12 protein-coding genes are annotated in these 18559 nt (G+C 76.3%); 10 read left to right on the top strand and 2 right to left on the bottom strand.

The window, feature by feature from the left end; all coding sequences use genetic code 11:
• Positions 1-40 precede the first annotated feature (40 nt).
• The 10 genes from grpE to K2F47_RS22580 all read left to right on the top strand — a co-directional run bounded on the left by grpE (position 41) and on the right by K2F47_RS22580 (position 15955).
• Positions 41-775: a nucleotide exchange factor GrpE gene (gene grpE / locus K2F47_RS22625; protein ID WP_242906872.1), complete on the top strand. Its 735-nt coding sequence runs from the start codon at positions 41-43 to the stop codon at positions 773-775.
• Between the two features lie 11 nt (positions 776-786).
• On the top strand, positions 787-2370 hold the full coding sequence (locus K2F47_RS22620; protein WP_242906871.1) for an Hsp70 family protein: 1584 nt from the start codon (positions 787-789) through the stop codon (positions 2368-2370).
• Positions 2371-2380: 10 nt separating this feature from the next.
• The gene (locus K2F47_RS22615) at positions 2381-5014 is read left to right on the top strand and encodes a SaeA-related protein (protein WP_242906870.1); all 2634 of its coding nucleotides are present in this window, start codon (positions 2381-2383) and stop codon (positions 5012-5014) included.
• Positions 5011-6276, top strand: a complete 1266-nt coding sequence (locus K2F47_RS22610; protein WP_242906869.1) for a TRAFAC clade GTPase domain-containing protein — start codon at positions 5011-5013, stop codon at positions 6274-6276. The genes K2F47_RS22615 and K2F47_RS22610 overlap by 4 nt, the downstream gene beginning before the upstream one ends.
• Before the next feature lie 2 nt (positions 6277-6278).
• A complete protein-coding gene (locus K2F47_RS22605) occupies positions 6279-8426 on the top strand; it encodes a GAP1-N2 domain-containing protein (protein WP_242906868.1) in 2148 nt (715 codons plus the stop codon).
• A gap of 3 nt (positions 8427-8429) precedes the next feature.
• The gene (locus K2F47_RS22600) at positions 8430-10160 is read left to right on the top strand and encodes a TRAFAC clade GTPase domain-containing protein (protein WP_242906867.1); all 1731 of its coding nucleotides are present in this window, start codon (positions 8430-8432) and stop codon (positions 10158-10160) included.
• A 121-nt stretch (positions 10161-10281) separates the two neighbouring features.
• Positions 10282-11508, top strand: coding sequence for a multidrug effflux MFS transporter (locus K2F47_RS22595; protein WP_242906866.1), 1227 nt, complete (start codon positions 10282-10284; stop codon positions 11506-11508).
• 89 nt (positions 11509-11597) lie between these two features.
• On the top strand, positions 11598-12665 hold the full coding sequence (locus tag K2F47_RS22590; RefSeq protein WP_242906865.1) for a S1C family serine protease: 1068 nt from the start codon (positions 11598-11600) through the stop codon (positions 12663-12665).
• Positions 12666-12760: 95 nt separating this feature from the next.
• Positions 12761-15052, top strand: a complete 2292-nt coding sequence (locus tag K2F47_RS22585; protein WP_242906864.1) for an FdhF/YdeP family oxidoreductase — start codon at positions 12761-12763, stop codon at positions 15050-15052.
• A gap of 216 nt (positions 15053-15268) precedes the next feature.
• Complete coding sequence (locus tag K2F47_RS22580; protein ID WP_242906863.1) at positions 15269-15955, top strand: DUF1707 SHOCT-like domain-containing protein; 687 nt, start codon at positions 15269-15271, stop codon at positions 15953-15955.
• Here K2F47_RS22580 and K2F47_RS22575 read toward each other — a convergent pair.
• Positions 15952-17376, bottom strand: coding sequence for an amidase (locus K2F47_RS22575; protein WP_242906861.1), 1425 nt, complete (start codon positions 17374-17376; stop codon positions 15952-15954). The two genes, K2F47_RS22580 and K2F47_RS22575, sit on opposite strands and share 4 nt — an antisense overlap.
• Entirely contained in the window at positions 17373-18374 is a 1002-nt protein-coding gene (locus K2F47_RS22570) for a D-2-hydroxyacid dehydrogenase (protein WP_242906860.1), read from the bottom strand. The genes K2F47_RS22575 and K2F47_RS22570 overlap by 4 nt, the downstream gene beginning before the upstream one ends.
• Positions 18375-18559 lie beyond the last annotated feature (185 nt).

Genomic DNA, 18559 nt, shown 5'->3' with positions numbered 1-18559 from the left:
TCTATCGCCGCACGCCACCTCACGATTAAGGTAACTGCACGTGTCGACGGACGGGGAACGCCCGGTCAACGACGGCTCCGGGGCCGAGGTCGCGGAGGCGCTCGCCGCGCTGTCGGCGCAACTGTCGGCCCGGCTCGACCGCGAGCACGAGCGCGCCGCGCACCGGGAGGCCGTCATCGACCGGCTGCACGAGGAGAACCAGCGGCTCCGCCGCGGCGAGCTGGAGGCGATGCTGGAGCCGGCCCGCGCCGCGCTGTACCGGCTGCACGACCAGGCGCGCCGCGAGTCGCGGCGGCTCTCCGAGAGCGAGGACCCTCCCGACCCCGCGCGGACCGCGCAGCTGCTGGCGGCGGTCGCCGACGACGTCGCCGACGCGCTCGCCCGCCTCGGCGTGGAGCGGTACACCGTCGAGCCCGGCGCCCCCTACGACCCGTCCCGGCACCGGCCGGTGGCGGTCACCTCCGTCGCCGAGCCCGCCCGAGACGGCACGGTGGTGACCGTCCAGTCCGACGGGTTCGAGCGGGAGGGCGCGATCCTGCGCAAGGCGGCGGTGTGCGTCGGCAGGCTCGACCCCGCCACGCCCGGCGCACCGTCGAGCGCGGCGCCCGGCGCACCGTCAGGCGCAGCGTCAGGCGCCACGCCCGGCGCCACCGCACCCGTCAGGACCGGACGCGACATGACCGAGCCGAACAAGACCGGGTCAAGTCGCCCCCGCGCGGCGGGGCGCGGCGCGACGATGAGCACCGAACGCAACACCGGACTCGGCACCGATTAGGTGAGAGGGACATGGCTGTCTACGGGATCGACCTCGGAACCACGTACTCGTGCATCGCCTCCATCGACGAGGTGGGGCGGCCGGCGGTGCTGCGCAACCTGGAGGGCACCGACACCACGCCGTCGGTGGTGTACTTCGAGAGCGGCGACAACGTCGTCGTCGGCGCCGCCGCGAAGGACACCGCCGTGCTGGAGCCCGACAACGTCGTCAGTCTGATCAAACGCGACATGGGCCGGGACGTGACCCGCCCCCTGCACGGGATCGACTTCGCGCCCGAGGAGCTGTCGGCGTTCATCCTGCTGAAGCTCGCCACCGACGCGCGGACCTCGACCGGCGAGGAGACCCGCGACGTCGTCATCACCGTCCCGGCCTACTTCGGCGCGGCCGAGCGGGACGCGACGCGCAAGGCCGGGCGGATCGCCGGGCTGAACGTCATCGACATCGTGTCCGAGCCGATCGCCGCCGCGATCACCTACGGCGTGCTCAACCCCGACGCGGACCGGACGATCCTCGTCTACGACCTCGGCGGCGGGACGTTCGACACGACGGTCATCGCCCTGCGCGGCGGCCACATCGAGGTCGTGTGCACCGACGGCGACCACGAGCTCGGCGGCGCCGACTGGGACGCGCGGGTCGTGGAGTACCTCGCCGAGCGGTTCCGCGCCGAGCACCCGGACGCCGGCGACCCGCTCGACGACAAGGCGACCGAGCAGCAGCTCCGCCGGGACGCCGAGGACGCCAAGAAGGCGCTCACCACCCGCACCTCGCACACGGTCCGGGTGATGCACGGCGGGCGGGTCGCGGCGGTCGAGGTGAGCCGCGAGAAGCTGGAGGAGCTGACCAAGGACCTGCTGGACCGCACCGTCGAGATCACCGGCCGGACCCTCGCGACCGCCGCCGACAAGGGCGTGGACGACTACGACGACCTCGTCCTCGTGGGCGGCTCGACCAAGATGCCGGTGGTCGCGGCGCGGCTGGAGACCGAGCTCGGCCTCGCCCCGCGCCTCCAGGACCCCGACCTCGCCGTCGCCAAGGGCGCCGCGCTGTACGCGTTCGAGGAGACCTACCGGCGGCTCGTCCGGGAGGGCTCCGCCGAGCGCGCCGAGGAGATGGCGAGCCGGGCGGGGCTGTCGGCCGAGCAGCGCGAGCAGATCGAGGGGCGGCGGATCCGGACGGTCGCCTCGCACGCGTTCGGGATCGTGGTCGTCGACCGCGACAGCGGCGCCGAGCACGTCGCGCACCTCGTGCACGCCAACGAGGAGCTGCCCGCCGCCAAGACCGAGGACTTCTTCACCGTCTACGACGACCAGGCGTCCGCCGACATCCGCGTGATGGAGCAGGCGGGCAGCGTCGAGTCGGTGGAGCTGGTCGACAACACCGAGATCGCGACCGGGGAGATCCGCGTCCCGCCGGGCAAGAAGGCGGGCTGGCCGATCGGGGTGACGTTCGCGCTGGACGCCTCGGGCCTGCTGAACGTCACGGCTGTGGAGAAGGAGACCGGCGAGCGGCTGGAGCTGAAGGTGGACGTCGGCGGCATGTCGGAGGAGGAGGTCGAGCGCTCCCGGAAGGCCCTCTCCCAGGTGCGGGTGAGCTGAGGGGGCACCCGTGCCGTTCGACCACGAGCCCACCGACGAGCGCTTCGACGAGCCCTTCGACGAGCGTTACCGGCGCGAGGTGCTGGAGCCCGCGCGGGAGGCCGGCGACCGGCCCCCCGACGACCTGCGGGCCCGGTACGCGCTCGCCGAGCCGCTGGTGGCGGCGGCGGTCGCCGCGCGGGTCCGGGAGGTGCGGCAGTGCTGGCGGCGGTCGCGCGGGCAGCTGAAGTACCGCAGGCTCATCGACCGGCTGGAGGCCGAGCACCGGGAGCTGGCGCCGCTGTTCGCCGCCGCCGAGCGCGGCGACCCGCGCCCGCTCGCCGACCGGCTGCGCGGCGCGGCCGGGCGCGACGAGCGGCGCGGCGGCGAGGCCCGCGCCCGCCTCGCCGACGCCGCCGGGACGCTGCGGATGGTCGCCCCCGCCGAGGTCGAGGCCATCGCCCGGACCGCCGGGGTGCCGCGCGCCGAGCTGGAGGAGGCGGCACGCGTCGCGGGCATCGCGGTCCGCGAGCCCGACGCGCTGCCGTCCGCCGCGCCCTACCCCGCGTACCGGAAGGTGCGGGAGTCGCTGGACGTCCTCGGCAAGCGGCACCTGCCCGACTTCCTGTTCGGGGAGCGGCTGGCGGGCCCGATCCGGGTCCTGGACGGTTTCGCCGCCCCGCCGGGGCTGCGCCTCGACCAGGACGCGGTCGCGGCGGCGGGCGCCGAGTGGGCGCGCCGCAGCCGCGACACCAGCACCACGCACGCGGGCACCGTCCTCGCGGCGCTGCGGTCGGGTGCGGCGCTGCACGACCTCGTCCTGTACGACGTGGCCGACCGGCTGCGGGAGCGGCAGCGGCAGCGGCCGTCCGAGGCCGCGCTGCTCCGGTACGCCACCGCCGGCCTCGGCGTCGAGGAGGAGGACGCGCGGCGGCTGGTGTTCGCCGTGCTCCGCGAGACGGGCCGGGGCGGCGGCCTCGCGGGGCGGCTGCGCGCCCTGCTGGACGCGGGCGAGGTGTTCGCGGCCGCGGAGCTGGCCGACGCCCGCGTCCCCGAGGGCGACGCCGCCGACGACGAGGCGGAGGTCCTGGCCGCCGAGGCCCGGCACCGCCTCGACACGGCGCTGCGGCTGCGCGAGACCGCGATCGCCGAGCCCGACGCCGACCGCGCCTGGCGGCTGCTCGCCGACGCGCTGCGGCTCGTCGGCGACCTGCCCGGCGCGGCGGAGCACCAGCGGCGGCTGCCGCCGCTCCCGGTCCCGTCCGCGCGCGCGGACGTGGACGGCGCGGCCGTGCGGGTGTCGTGGGAGCCGTCGCCGTCCACGGCGGGCGAGGTGGGCTACCAGGTCGTCCGGCGGGCGGGGCGGGCGCCCCGCGACGCGCGGGACGGGGAGCCGCTCACCGGGCCGCGCGACGCGGCGCCGCCGGTGAACGTCCCGCTGTACTACGGGGTCCTCGCGGTGCGCGGCGAGGCGGCGGCGCCGCCCGTGGTGGCGGGCCCGGTGGTCGTGCGCCCCGAGCCGGGCGAGGTCGAGCTGCTGGCGGGCGACGGCCAGGTGACGGGCCGGTGGCGGTGCCCGGCGGAGGCGGCGCGGGTCGTCGTGGTCCGCGAGGGGCGGGCCGTCCCGGGCGGGCGGGACGGGTTCCGCGAGCACGTCCCCAACGGCCGCACCCACCACTACCTGGTCAGCGCCGTCTACCTGGACGCCGCCGGACGCGAGGTCATGACGCCGGGGGTGCGGGCGTCGGTGACGCCGAGCGCGCCGCCCGGGCCGGTGTACGAGCTGGAGGCCGTGCCCGACGCGTCCGACCCGGGGCTGCTGCGGGTGGCGTTCGACCCGCCCGCGCACGGCCGGGTCGAGCTGGTGCTGGCGGACGCGCCGCCGCCGTGGCCGCGCAGCGCCCTGATACCGGTGGAGGAGGTCAGGCGCGCGACACGGCGGCTGGCGTGCGCGCCCGTGGCCGGCGGGCTGGAGGTGCGGCCGAGGTCGGGCGGCTGGCTGCTCGCGGTGACGGTGGCCGAGGGCACCGCCGCGATCGGCGCCTGCCACCGGCACGTGAACCTGCCGCCGCCGCGCCGGCTGGTCGCCGAGCGGCGCGGCGACCACGTCCACGTCGGGTTCGACTGGCCGCCGGACGTCGCGGAGGTCGAGGTCGGCGTCGGGATCGTCCACCGCGCCGGGGCGGAGCCCGGCGAAGGGGACCGCGCGGTCGTGACGCGCGCCTCCTACGACACGCAGGGCGGGATCCGGCTGCCCGTGCCCGAGGACGCGCCGGTGGAGGTGTCGGTCGCGGCGGCCGGGACCGTCGGCGGCTCCCGGGTGGTCGGCCCGGCGGTCGCCGCGCGGGTGGACGCGCGGACGGTCGTCCGCTACGACCTCCGGCGCTCGGGCCCGCCGTGGCGGCGGTCGCTGACGATCCGGCTGAGCGGGCCGCGCCCGCTGCGGGTGGCGCGGCTGGCGCTGGTGCTGCGCGCCGGGGCGGTGATGCCGCACCGCGCGGCCGACGGCGAGGAGCTCGGCGCGTGGGAGCAGGTGCCCGTGCCCGGCGAGCTGTCGCTGCCCGCCCCGGAGGCGTCCGGCCCGTACTGGCTGCGCTGCTTCGCCGACGACGCGGTCGTCGAGCTGAGCGACCCGCCCGTCCGCACGCTCCAGGTCGCGCGATGACCAGGCCGCTCGCGCGCGCCCGGCTGCCCCGCGTGGGGCTGGCCCGGGCCGGGCTGCCGGGCGCCGCGTCCAGGCCGGAGATCACCTGCCCGTACTGCTTCGCGTCGGTGCCGCCGCAGCGGGTGCTGTTCCGGTGCCGGGGACGGGCCGGGCGGGCGCTCGGCTGCGCGCCCGTCCTGGACGAGCGGCTCGCGGCCTACACCGGCTCGACCGCCGGGGCGTCGCTGCCCCCGGTGTTCACCGCGCCCGGACGCGGCGGCCGCGCCGACTGCCCCGCCTGCGGCCGGCCCACCGGGAACCGCGCCTGCCCCGAGTGCCACAACCCGCTCCCGGCCGCCTACTGCGACTCCCCCGGCCGGATCGTCGCGCTCGTCGGCGCGAAGAACGCGGGCAAGAGCACCTACATCGCCGTCCTGCTGCACGAGCTGATGAACCGGGTCGGCACCGAGTTGGACGCCTCCCTCGTGGCCTGCGACGACCGGACGATCGAGCGGTACAAGCGCGACTTCGCCCGCCCGCTGCTGGAGGAGCGGAGGCTGCTGCCGACGACGGCGAGCGCGGCGACGGGCCCCCGCGAGCCGCTCGTCTACCTCCTCACCCGCACCCGCAGGGGCCGGTTCGCGCGGCCGCGCAACGAGTCGCTGGCGCTGGTGCTGTTCGACACGGCGGGCGAGGACCTGCGCAGCCGCGAGGCCACCGACCTGCACCTGCGCTACCTGGAGGCGGCGGACGCGGTCATCTTCCTCGTCGACCCGCTGGAGCTGCCCGGCGCGCGGACGGGCCTGGCCGACGTCCCGATCCCGCGCGGCGCGGGCGAGGACCCGGACAGCGAGCCGCTCAACGTCATCGCGCGGGTCACCGAGACGCTCCGGCAGCGGCACGGGGCCCGGCCGGGCGAGCCGCTCCCGGTCCCGGTCGCGGTCGCGCTCACCAAGATCGACGCGCTGCGGCCGGCGCTGCTGCGGCAGTCGGCGCTGCACCGCACCCGCGCGGGCTCGGGCGTCCTCGACCTCGACGACAGGGAGGCGGTGGACGCGCAGGTCCGCGCGCTGCTGCACGACTGGTCGGCCGGGCAGCTCGACACCTATCTCGGGCAGCAGTACGCCGAGCACGCGCTGTTCGGGCTGTCGGCGCTCGGCGGGATCCCCGAGGCGGGACGGGTGGGCGCGGGCGGCGTCCGGCCGCACCGCGCCGAGGACCCGCTGCTGTGGCTGCTGTACCGGTTCGGGATGCTCGACGGAGTCCGCCCCGGAGGGTCCTGACGGTGGCCTGGCAGCTGCACTACACCTCGGCCCGGCGCGGCCCCACCGGCCGGGCGGGGTTCCAGTTCGTCGCCGAGACGCCCGGCCTGCCCGACGGGGTGCGGGCGGGGGTGACGCCGTACCTGTCCTACCGTCCGCCGCCGGACGCGCCGCTCTCGCCGGACGAGGCCGAGCTGGAGGAGTTCCCGGTCTCGCTGCTCTACGACACCGTCGGCGGCCGTCCGCTGCTGCTGCGCAGCCGCTACCTGGGCCGCGACTACTCCGGCCGCTACGGCAACTTCTTCGCCCACGCGGTCGTGGCCGAGCCCTGCGAGCTGGAGGGGCTGCGCCCCGCCGAGCTGTGGCGCGCGCCGCTGTGGACGCACGGCCCGGCCGAGAGCCCCGCGCTGGACGAGCTGGACGAGCTGACCCCCGGCGCCGCCCTCGACCCCGAGGCGCTCGCCGCCTGGCTCGCCGCGTCCGGCTCGGACTCTTGTGGGGGGACGACCCCCCACACCCCCCGGAACAGCCTCAATGACCCGTACGTGACCTTGGCCGGGCTGGTCGACGCGGTCGCCTCCGTGCTCGCGCGGGGCCACGGGCGCGTCGTGCTGGTCGCGCGCGACGTGGAGGTCGTCGCCCGGTGGATCGCGGTCGTCTCCTACTCGCTGCCGGTCGCGGCGGCGGCGCGGCTGTCGTTCGTCACCTACACCGCCGACCCGGAGGGCGCCGCGCAGCGCCTCGTCGGCACGACGCCGGGCGTGTGGGCCGCCGTCCGGCACCGCACCTCGCATGCCTTCGCCGTCGACCTCGGCGAGGGCACTTCCTCGAAGGCCTCGCCCGGCCCGTCGCGGTTCGCCCGGACGGTCGCGGCCTGCTGGCGCGGCGCCGACTTCGCCGGTCTGGACGCCCTCGCCGAACTGGCCCGCCTGGACACCGCCACGCTCGACGGCGCGGCCGTGCTGCTCGCGCTGTGCCGGGGCGACGCCACCGTGACGGCGGAGGAGGAGCGGGCGGCGGCGGGCCTGGTGTCCCGGTGGGACGCGCTCCCGGACTGGGTGTGGCGGGAGCTGGCGCCCGGCGTCGCGTCCATGGGGCTGGAGCTGGCGCTGGCCGTGCACCGGCGGGCCGGGGCCGCGCCGGAGCACACGGCCGCGCTGGCGGTCGCGGCGACGCGGGCGGCGCTGGCCCGGCCGGGCGCGGCCGGGCTGCCCGCCGTCCACGCGGCGTGCCCGGCGGAGGTCCGGGACGCGCTGCTGGACGGCGTCGTCGCCGGGCTCGCTGAGAACGGGCACCGGGACGTCGACCCGGCCGCCTGCGACCTGCTGTACGCCCGGGTCGAGCGGCTGCACGGGTTCCCGGACGTCGCGGTGGCGGTGCTGGCGTCGGTGGGACGGCGGCGCCCGGCGAGCCGCGTCGCGGTCACCGGCGAGCTGCTGCGCCTCGCCGAGGAGTCCGACGGAGTCGAGGGGGTCGGGGCGGCGCTGGCCGGGGTGTGGACGGAGCCGCCGTCGGCGCTGGAGTGCGTCGAGCTGCTGGAGGCCCACCCCGCCGAGACGGCCGGGCACCCGGCGCTGGCCGAGCTGCCCTCGCGGGCGTTCGCGCGGCAGGGCGAGACGTTCGCGGACGCGATGACGCTGCGGCTCGCGGCGCGGGTGCGGGCCGTCCTGCCGGACGGGCGGGCCGCGCGCGACGCGGAGGCCGTCCGGGCGCACGCCGACGCGGTCACCGCCGAGCAGCCCCGGGACGCCGCGCGGGCCCTGGAGGAACTGGCGGGGTCGGGCGCCGACCCGGCCCTCGCCGACGCGGCCTTCGACGCCGCCGCGCGGGTGCTGTGCCGGAGGCCGCCGCGGTTCCGGGCCGGGCTGCTGGCGGCCGCGTCCACGCCCGTCCGGGCGCGGCTCGGCGGGTGCTGGACGGCGGAACTGCCCGCCCGCGCCCGCGCGGGACGCGCCCCGCTGCGCGGCGCCGAGATCGGCCAGCGCAACGACCTGGTCGAGGTCGTGCTGCGGCTGCGGACGCGCGGCGTGACCGAGCCCGCGCTGGAGACGTGGGCGCGCGCGGCGGCCGGGCGGTGGCTCGCGGCGCGGCAGCTCGACGCGCACCTGTCCGGCGAGCCCCGGCTGCGCGAGGCGCTGAAGGACCTCCTCGCCGAAGCCAGGGGGCGATGAAACGTGCACCCCCTGCTCGTCCTGCTGCTGATCGCGGTGTGGCTCGGCGCCATGTACGTCGGGTTCATCGTCGTGTTCCCCGTGCTGTTCCCCGCGACGCTGGTCGTCGCCGGGGCCGCCGCGCTCGGCCTGTACTACCTGCACGCCTGCCGGACGCTCGCGCCGTCCACGCTGGCGGGCCCCTCGCCGGTCGAGCCGCCGCCGGTCGCCTACCGGCACTACCTGCTGGGCCAGGTGTGGCGGGACTGGTGGGCGATCACCCGGACCGTCGTGCCCCGGGTGTGGACGACCGCGTCCGCGATCGTCGTGCGGCTCACCAGGACGCTGCTGCTCGGCGGGCTCTGGGGGTACTTCGCGTTCCCGATCTGGCTGGCGCTGTGCGCGGGGATCGCGACCGCCGCCGTCCCCGCCGGGGTGTTCGTGCTGGCGCTGACCGTCCTGTACGGGCTGGTCGCGGCGGTCGGGCTCGCGGCGTGGCTCGGCTGCGTGCTCGTGCTCGCGGCGGTCGAGCGGGTGTTCATGGCCTACGGGCGGATCCTGCAAACCTGCCCGCACCCGTTCTGTTACGAGCGGATCGGGCTGCCCGAGTACGCGTGCCCGGGATGCGGCGCCCGGCACCGGGGCCTGACGCCCGGCGCGGGCGGCGCGTTCCGGCACGTGTGCCGCTGCGGCGCGCGGCTGCCGACGACGGTCCCGCTCGGGCGGTTCCGGCTGGCGGCGTACTGCCCGCACTGCGGCGGGCGGCTGCCCGAGCGGATCGGGCGGGTCCGGGTGGAGCCGCTGCCGTTCGTCGGCGGCCCGGCGGCGGGCAAGACCACGTTCATGGTGCTCGGCATCCGGGCGCTGCACGCGCACGCGCACGCCGTCGACGGGCGGCTGTCGTTCGTGGAGCGGCGGCACGCCCAGGCGTACGCGGGCGCCATCGAGGAGTTCCAGCGCGGTGGGCGGCCGGCGAAGACGGGCCCGGAGCTGCCGCTCGCCACGATGGTGGACGTGGAGCTGCCGGGCCGCGCGCGCCGCATCCTGTACCTGTTCGACCCGGCGGGCGAGCACTACACGGGCGCGACCGAGGTGGAGTCGCTGCGCTACCTCGACCACGGCGAGGCGCTGCTGTTCGTGCTGGACCCGTTCGCGCTCCCGCAGGTCAGGCGGGCGCTGACGGCCGACGAGCGGCGCCTGGTCGAGGCGGGCGCGGCCTCCTCGGAGGAGGACCCGGCCGACACGCTCCAGCGGGTGCTGAACGAGCTGCGGTCGCGTCCGGGCCAGGGGCGGCAGAAGCGCGTCGCGGTCGTCGTCACCAAGATCGACCTGCTCGCCCGCACCGAGATCGGCCGCGGCCTGCGCGACGATCCCGACCTGCGCGGCTGGCTCGGCCGGGTCGGGCTCGGCAACACCGTCCGCACCCTCGACCAGGTCGCGGGCGAGGTCCGCTACCTCGGCTCGGGCCTCGCGACCGCGCCCGCCGAGGTCGCCGACCTGCTCGGCTGGCTGACGGGGCTGGTCCCGCCCGCGGCGAACGTCGAGGGCCCGGCCACCGCGTCCGGTGCCGAGGAGGGCGGCGTGCCGGGGACGGCGCCGCCGCGCGCGCCCTGGCCGGTGCGGGGCCGCGCGGACGGCCGCGTCCCGGTCGGCTACCAGGTCGGGCGCTGGGCCGTGCTGGCCGGGGTGTCGGCGCTGACCGTCGCCGCCGTGGCCGGCGCGCTGCTCGCGGCCGCGGAGCGGTTCCCCTACTAACGATCGTGACGGACAGTGGTGTGACGGACGCCACTTCCTGACGTGGCAGATAACGTACGGTCATCTCGTTAGACCTTCTCGGAGACCCCTCCCGCCCCGGCCGCTTCCCACGGAGACCCCCATGACCCAGACGGCCACGCCCTCCGGATCCGTGTCCCCGGCGCGCGCCGCGCCCGACCGGCGGCTCATGCTGATCCTCGTGCTCGGCGCGCTGACCGCCGTCGCGCCGCTGTCGATCGACATGTACCTCCCGGCGCTGCCCCGGCTCGCCTCCGACCTGTCCACCGGCGCCATGCAGGCGCAGCTCACGCTGACCGCGTGCGTGGTCGGCCTCGCCGCCGGGCAGATCATCGCGGGACCGCTGAGCGACGCGCTCGGCCGCCGCCGCCCGCTGCTGGTCGGGCTCGCCCTGTACGCGATCGCGTCGCTACTGTGCGTGATGGTTCCGAACGTGGAGACGTTCATCGCGCTCCGGCTCGTCCAGGGCGCGGCGGGCGCCGCCGGGATCGTGATCGGCCGCGCCATCGTCCAGGACCTGTACGACGGCGTCGCGGCGGCGAAGTTCTTCTCGCTGCTGATGCTGGTCAACGGGACCGCGCCGATCCTCGCGCCCGTCCTCGGCGGGCAGCTGCTGCGGGTCGTGCCGTGGCCGGGGGTGTTCGCCGTCCTCGCCGGGACGGGCGTCGCGCTGTTCCTGGCCGCGCTGCTCGGGCTGCGCGAGACGCTGCCGCCGGAGCGCCGCGAGACCGGCGGGGCCCGCGCCACGCTGACGACGTTCCGTGCGCTCGCCGCCGACCGGACGTTCGTCGCCTACGGCCTGTCGGTCGCGCTGGCGTTCGGCGCGCTGTTCACCTACATCTCGGGCTCCCCGTTCGTCCTCCAGGACATCTACCACCTGTCGCCGCAGGGCTTCAGCCTCGTGTTCGGCGCCAACTCGCTCGGCATCGTCGCGGTCGGCCAGCTCAGCGGGTGGCTGGCCGGGCGGGTCAGGCTGGAGCGGCTGCTGGCCGCCGGGCTGACGGTCGTCGCGGTCGGCGGCGTGGGGCTGCCGGTCGCGGTGCTCGCCGGGGCGGGCCTGCCCGGCGTGCTGCCCGCGCTGTTCCTGGTCGCCGCCGGGGAGGGCCTGATCATGCCGAACGCGACCGCGCTCGCACTCGCCGACCGGCCGCCCCGGGTCGCCGGGAGCGCGTCGGCGCTGCTCGGGCTGACCCAGTTCGCGATCGGCGGCGCCGCCGCGCCGCTCGCCGGGATCGGGGGCCCAGGGACCGCGCTGCCGATGGCGCTGACGATCGCCGCGCTGGCGCTGGCCGCGTTCGCGATCACGCGCCTGGCCCCCCGGCGCCGGTGATTGCGCAGGTCAGAGCGCCTCTCTTCCGGCCTTAGGGACTAAACACCCGAGATCGGGAATCATTGGAGGAAAGCCCGAGGGGAGGCGCGGTGAGCGAGATCCCGCAGCGGCGCGGCGTCCGCGCGGCGGCGCTGGCGCTGCTGGCCGCGCTGACGGCGCTGCTCGCGCCCGCCTGCCGCGCGGCGGACGACCCGGAGGCGACCCCGCCGGTCGCGGCCACCTCCACCCGGCACGCGGCGCCGAGCGGCCGCCGCCCCGGCGTCGTCAACATCGACACCGAGCAGGGCCTGAACAGCACCAGCGCCGCCGGGACCGGCCTCGTCCTGGACCCCTCCGGGTTCGTGCTCACCAACAACCACGTGATCCAGGGCGCCACGGCGATCAAGGGCACCGACACCGACAACCACCGCACCTACACCGCGCGGGTCGTCGGCTACGACAAGGCGGGCGATATCGCGGTGATCCGGCTGGACGGCGCGGCCGGGCTCCAGCCGGCCGTGTTCGGCGACGCGTCCCGGGTGCGGGTCGGCGACCCGGTCACCGCCGTCGGCAACGCGGGCGGCAAGGGCGGGACCCCCACGGTCGTGACCGGCCTCGTCACCTCGCTCGGCCAGTCGGTGACCGCCAGGGACGAGAGCGACGGCACCTCCGAGCGGCTCACCGGCCTGATCGAGACCAGCGCCCCGATCCGGCCGGGCGACTCCGGCGGCCCGCTGCTGGACACCCGGGGCGCCGTGATCGGCGTCAACACCGCCGCCGCGGGCGGCGCCGAGCTGAAGCAGAAGGGCGCGCACCGCGGCTACGCGATCCCCGCCGGGCGCGCGCTGGAGATCGCCCGGCAGATCCAGCGGGGGCAGGCGTCCGCGACCGTCCACATCGGCCCGACCGCGCTGCTCGGCGTCAAGGTCCGGGGGACGGGCGCGGAGCTCGGGGCCCTGGTCGCCGAGGTCGTCCCCGGCACGCCCGCCGACGCCGCCGGGGTCCCGGTGGGCGTGACGATCGTCGCGCTGGCCGGGCGGCGGGTGGAGTCGGCCACCGCGCTCACCGACCTGATGCTGGCCCACCACCCGGGCGACGACGTCCTGCTCGAGTGGACGACGGCGCAGGGCGTCCGGCAGTCCGCCGTGCTCCATCTCACCGACGGGCCGCCCCAGTAGCGTCCGTCCAGCGGAACCGGGCGGTGACCAGCGCAGTGGGTCGTGCGAGAGTAAGGGGCAGCCACCCCTGCCCCCGACCCGAGGACGTGAGAAGGATGAGCCGCAAGGCGCCCGCGGGCGACGTCGATCCCGCCGACGACATCGCCGGCACGGAGGTGTCGGAGCCGAAGACCTGGGCGGCGGGCGTACCGGGCGTCACGGCGGCGCTGCGCCAGGCCTACGACCAGATGGGCGTGCGCCGGACGGCGCTGACGCTGGTCCGGGTCAACCAGAAGCCCGGGTTCGACTGCCCCGGCTGCGCGTGGCCCGAGGGCGACCACCGGCACCTCGCCGAGTTCTGCGAGAACGGCGCGAAGGCCGTCGCGGAGGAGGCGACGACCCGGCGGGTGACCCGGGAGTTCTTCGCCCGGCACACGGTCGCCGAGCTGGCCGAGCGCTCCGACCACTGGCTGGGGCAGCAGGGCCGGCTGACCGAGCCGATGATCCTGCGCGCCGGGTCCGAGCACTACGAGCCGGTGTCGTGGGACGAGGCGTTCGAGCTCCTCGCGTCCGAGCTAAACGGCCTCGACTCCCCCGACGAGGCGCTCTTCTACACCTCGGGCCGGACGAGCAACGAGGCCGCGTTCGCCTACCAGCTCTTCGCCCGCGCGTTCGGCACGAACAACCTCCCCGATTGCAGCAACATGTGCCACGAGTCGTCGGGGTCGGCGCTGGTCGAGACGATCGGCATCGGCAAGGGCTCGGTGCTGCTGGAGGACCTGCACCAGGCCGACCTGATCTTCGTCGTCGGCCAGAACCCGGGCACCAACCACCCCCGGATGCTGTCGGCTCTGGAACGCGCCAAGAAGGACGGCGCGCGGATCGTCGCGGTGAACCCCCTGCCCGAGGCCGGGCTGATGCGGTTCAAGAACCCGCAGCGCGCGTCGGGGCTCGTCGGGAAGGGCACGGGCCTCGCCGACCGGTTCCTCCAGATCCGGCTGAACGGCGACCTCGCCCTGTTCCAGGCGCTCAACCGGCTGCTGCTGGAGTCGGACGCGCCCGACGCGATCGACGAGGAGTTCCTCACCGCCCACGCGCACGGCTTCGAGGCGTTCCGCGACCACGTCCTCGGCCTGGACTGGGACGCGGTGCTGGAGGCGACCGGCCTGTCCCGCGGCGAGATCGCCGCGACGCTCGGCGACGTGCTGGCCGCGAAGAAGATCGTCGTGTGCTGGGCGATGGGCCTGACCCAGCACCGCAACTCGGTGCCGACGATCCGCGAGGTCGTCAACTTCCTGCTGCTGCGCGGCAACATCGGGCGCCCCGGCGCGGGCGTCTGCCCCGTCCGCGGGCACTCCAACGTGCAGGGCGACCGGACGATGGGCATCTACGAGAAGCCCGCGCCCGCCTTCCTGGACGCCCTCGCCAAGGAGTTCGGGTTCGAGCCGCCGCGCGAGCACGGCCTCGACACCGTGGACGCGATCCGCGCCATGCGCGACGGCACCGCGAAGGTGTTCCTCGGGATGGGCGGCAACTTCGTCCGCGCCACCCCGGACTCGGCGGTCACCGAGGCGGCGCTGCGCGGCTGCCGCCTGACCGCGCAGGTGTCCACCAAGCTCAACCGGTCGCACGCGGTGACCGGGACGCAGGCGCTGATCCTGCCGACGCTCGGCCGCACCGAGCGCGACGTCCAGGACTCGGGGCCGCAGTTCGTCTCGGTCGAGGACTCGATGGGCATGGTGCACGCCTCGCGCGGGCGGCTCGCCCCGGCCTCCCCGCACCTGCTGTCGGAGGTCGCGATCGTGTGCCGCCTCGCCCGCGCCACGCTGTCCGGCCCCGACCTCGGCTGGGCGGAGATGGAGCGCGACTACGACGTGATCCGCGACCGCGTCTCGCGGGTCGTGCCCGGGTTCGACCGCTACAACGAGCGCATCCGGGGGAAGGACGGGTTCACGCTCCCGCACGCGCCCCGCGACGAGCGCCGCTTCCCCACCGCGACCGGCAAGGCCAACCTGACCGTGAACGAGCTGGAGGTGCTGCGGGTGCCGGAGGGGCGGCTGCTGCTCCAGACCGTCCGCAGCCACGACCAGTACAACACCACGATCTACGGGCTGGACGACCGCTACCGGGGCATCAAGGCGGGCCGCCGCGTCGTGTTCGTCAACCCCGCCGACCTGGAGGCGCTCGGGATCGCCGACGGCGCGGTCGTCGACCTGGTCTCGGAGTGGACGGACGGCACCGAGCGGCGCGCCCCCTCCTTCCGCGTCGTCGGCTACCCGACGGCGCGGGGCTGCGCGGCGGCCTACTTCCCGGAGACCAACGTGCTGGTCCCGCTCGACAGCACCGCCGCCGTCAGCAACACCCCGACCTCGAAGTCGATCGTCGTCCGGTTGGAGCCGGCCGGCTGACCGCTCTAGGCAGTGTTCATGAAGTCCCGGCCGTGTTTATTGAAGTCCCGGCCCACCGCCCTCGCCTGGCGGCTCGGGCAGTGACCGTGCCTTGGCGGGCGCGGATCGCTTCGCGATCTTCGCGGTGGGGCCTCGCCTCCGGCGTCGGCCCCACCGCTCAGCTACGCGCCCGCGTGACCGTTGAGGCCACTTCGACACACGCTCTAGGCTCGGCGCATGACGAACCTGCCTGAGCGCGCCGGACGGCCCGCGACACCGGAGATGCGGGCCTCCGACGCCGACCGCGAGCGGATCGCCGGGGTGCTGCGCGACGCGGCGGGCGAGGGGCGGCTGACGCTGGAGGAGCTGGACGAGCGCCTGGACGCGGTGTACGCGGCCAAGACCTACGCGGAGCTGGAGCCGATCACCCGCGACCTCCCGGCCGCGGGCGCGGCGCCGCCCGCGCCCGCGCCGTCCTCGGGCACCGACTTCCGGCCGGTGCCGGGCGCCCCGTCCTGGCGGGGCGGGATCGGGATCATGAGCGGGTTCCGGCGGTCGGGGGTGTGGAACGTGCCCCGGCGGTTCCGCGCGTTCGCGTTCTGGGGCGGCGGCAAGATCGACCTGCGCGAGGCCCGGTTCGACGAGGCGGAGGCGACGATCTCCGCGCTGGCGATCATGGGCGGGGTCGAGATCATCGTGCCGGACGACCTGACCGTGCACGTCAAGGGGCTCGGCATCATGGGCGGCTTCGACCAGCGGGCGAGCGGCACCGGCGCGCCGGGCTCCCCCGTCGTGGTGATCCGCGGCTTCGCGTTCTGGGGCGGCGTCAACGTCAAGCGCCGGGCGCGCAAGCACGACAAGAAGCTCCGCAAGGAGCTGAAGCGCCGCGAGGCGGAGGCCGAGGCCGAGGGCCCCGACGCCTAGGGCGCGACCGGAGCGCCGCGGGACGCGGGACGCAGGTGGTGCCAGGGGCGCGCCAGCTCGAAGGCGCGGCAGGCGCGCATGACCAGCGCGTCGGCGTGCCGCGCGCCGACGACCTGGAGGCCGGCGGGCAGCCCCTCGGGCGTGAGCCCGCACGGCAGGCTCGCGGCGGGCTGCTGGGTCATGTTGAACGGGTAGGTGAACGGGGTCCAACCCGTCCAGCGGCGGGACGGCGAGCCCGCCGGGGCCTCCCGTCCGGCCTCGAACGCGGTGATCGGCAACGTCGGGGTGAGCAGCAGGTCGTAGCGCTCGTGGAACAGGCCCATGGTCCGGCCGAGGTCCATCCGGCGGGCGGTGGCGTCGAGGTAGTCGCCGGCCGAGAACGCCGCGCCCCGCTCGCAGATCTCGCGCAGGCCCGGGTCGAGCGCCGCGCGGGCGTCCGGGGGCAGGTGCTCGACGACCTTGGCCGCGCCCGCGAACCACAGGACCTCGAACTCCTCGACGGGGTCGGTGAAGCCGGGGTCGGCCTCCTCGACCACGGCGCCCAGGTCGGCGAAGGCCTGCGCGGCGGCCGCGACGAGCGCGGCGACGTCCGGGTCCACGGTGGCGAAGCCGAGGCGGGGGCTGAACGCGACGCGCAGCCCCGTGAGGTCGGCGGGATCACCGGGCTCCCCGGTGAACGCGGCGGTGGGCGGGGGCAGCGACGACCAGTCCCGCGCGTCCGCGCCGCAGATCGCGTCGAGCAGCAGCGCCGCGTCCGGCACGCTGCGGGTCATCGGCCCGGCGTGCGCAAGGGTCCCGAACGGGCTGGCCGGGTAGTGCGGGACGCGGCCGTAGGTCGGCTTGAGCGTGAACGTGCCGGTGAACGCGGCGGGGATGCGCACCGAGCCGCCTCCGTCGGTGCCGAGCGCGAGCGGCGCCATGCCCGCCGCGACGGCCGCCGCCGCGCCCCCGCTGGACCCGCCCGGCGTGCGGGAGGGGTCCCAGGGGTTGCGGGTGACGCCGGTGAGCGGCGAGTCCGTGACGCCCTTCCACGCGAACTCCGGCGTGGTGGTCTTGCCGACGATCACCGCGCCCGCCTCGCGGACCCGGGCCACCGTCGGCGCGTCCTCGTCCCAGGGGCCGGACGGGTCGATCGTCCGCGAGCCGCGCAGCGTCGGCCAGCCCCGGGTGAGCAGGACGTCCTTCACCGAGACCGGCACGCCGTCCAGCGGGCCGAGCGTCGTGCCGCGCCGCCACCGCTCGGCCGACGCGCGCGCGGCCGAGACCGCCGAATCGCCCGTGACCAGGCAGAACGCGTTGAGGTGCGGGTCGTCGCGGTCGATCCGGGCGAGGACGGCCTCGGTCGCCTCGACCGGGGACAGCGTCCCGGCCCGGTAGGCCTCCAGCAGCTCGGTCGCCGTGAGGTCGGCCGCGTCGCTCATCCCTGAACCCCTCTCGATCCGACGTATCCGAGGCGCTTGTCCACGACGTTGCGCAGCGGGCGGCCCTCGACCCGGCACGCGAGGTTCTCGGTGAAGACCCGCACGAGCTCCTCCCGCCAGCCGGTCGCGTCGCCGGACATGTGCGGGGAGACGATCACGTTGGGCATGCCCCACAGCGGGGAGGACGCGGGGAGCGGCTCGTCCACGAACACGTCGAGCGCGGCGCCCGCGATCACGTCCGCGCGCAGCGCCGCGACCAGGTCGTCCTGCACGACGAGCTGCCCGCGGCCGACGTTGATCAGCCGCGCGGACGGCCGCATCCGGCGCAGCGCGGCGGCGTCGATCATGTCGCGGGTGGCATCGGTCAGCGGCGCGGCCAGCACGACGTAGTCGGCGTCCGCGAGCGCCTCGCCGAGCCGCTCCATCGGGTGGACGGTGCCGAGGTCGGGGTCGGCGTCGCGGGCGGTGCGGCCCACCCCCGACACCACCAGGCCCGCGCCGGTGAGCCTGCGGCCGATCGCGCGGCCGATCGGGCCGGTGCCGACGACCAGCGCGTGCGCGCCGGTGATCCGCTCGGTCTCGCGGTGCCGCCACCGCCGCTCCCCCTGGAGCCGGACGGTGCCGTGCAGGTCCTTCGCCAGCGCGATCACGAGCCCGAGCACGTACTCGGCGATCGGCTCGTCGAAGACGCCCCGCGAGTTGGTCACGACCGTGCCGGACTCGACCAGCGCGGGGAACAGCAGCCGGTCGACGCCCGCGCTCGCGATGTGCACCCAGTCCGGCCCGCCCGAGGGGGGCCACGCGGCGGCGACCGCCTCCGTCCAGAAGTCCCACACGAACAGGACGTCGGCGCCCGGCAGGGCGGCGGCCAGATCCGGCTCCCGGACGAGGCGGACGCGGGCGAGCGCCTCCGCCGCGCGCAGGTTCGGAGGCGCGTCGTCCCCGGTCAGCACCACCACGAGCGGCGGCTGCGCGGGGCCGGGCGCGGCTGCGTCCATCGGCGTCCCCTCCGGGTCCGGGAATTAACAGGAAGGCAACTCGGGAAGGCATTGACACGCTAGGAACGCTTCGTAGGATTGTCAACAATCAGCGCGGCACGGGCGAGCAGGCCGGACACCGCACTGATCGTGCTGTAAGACCGTCGCAACCGCTGCCCATGGCCAGGACGGATCCCAGAGCGCTC

It is taken from the genome of Actinomadura terrae (genome assembly GCF_022751215.1).
GTDB lineage: Bacteria > Actinomycetota > Actinomycetes > Streptosporangiales > Streptosporangiaceae > Spirillospora > Spirillospora terrae.
The sequence above is the reverse complement of the archived record's forward strand: the minus strand, read 5'-3'. Positions and strand labels throughout refer to the sequence as shown.

Bases quoted from the DNA above. Each gene is read 5' to 3' on its own strand.
- K2F47_RS22620 (WP_242906871.1), top strand. From the start codon at position 787: ATGGCTGTCTACGGGATCGACCTCGGAACCACGTACTCGTGCATCGCC.
- K2F47_RS22610 (WP_242906869.1), top strand. From the start codon at position 5,011: ATGACCAGGCCGCTCGCGCGCGCCCGGCTGCCCCGCGTGGGGCTGGCC.
- K2F47_RS22595 (WP_242906866.1), top strand. From the start codon at position 10,282: ATGACCCAGACGGCCACGCCCTCCGGATCCGTGTCCCCGGCGCGCGCC.
- K2F47_RS22585 (WP_242906864.1), top strand. From the start codon at position 12,761: ATGAGCCGCAAGGCGCCCGCGGGCGACGTCGATCCCGCCGACGACATC.
- K2F47_RS22580 (WP_242906863.1), top strand. From the start codon at position 15,269: ATGACGAACCTGCCTGAGCGCGCCGGACGGCCCGCGACACCGGAGATG.
- K2F47_RS22575 (WP_242906861.1), bottom strand. From the start codon at position 17,376: ATGAGCGACGCGGCCGACCTCACGGCGACCGAGCTGCTGGAGGCCTAC.
- K2F47_RS22570 (WP_242906860.1), bottom strand. From the start codon at position 18,374: ATGGACGCAGCCGCGCCCGGCCCCGCGCAGCCGCCGCTCGTGGTGGTG.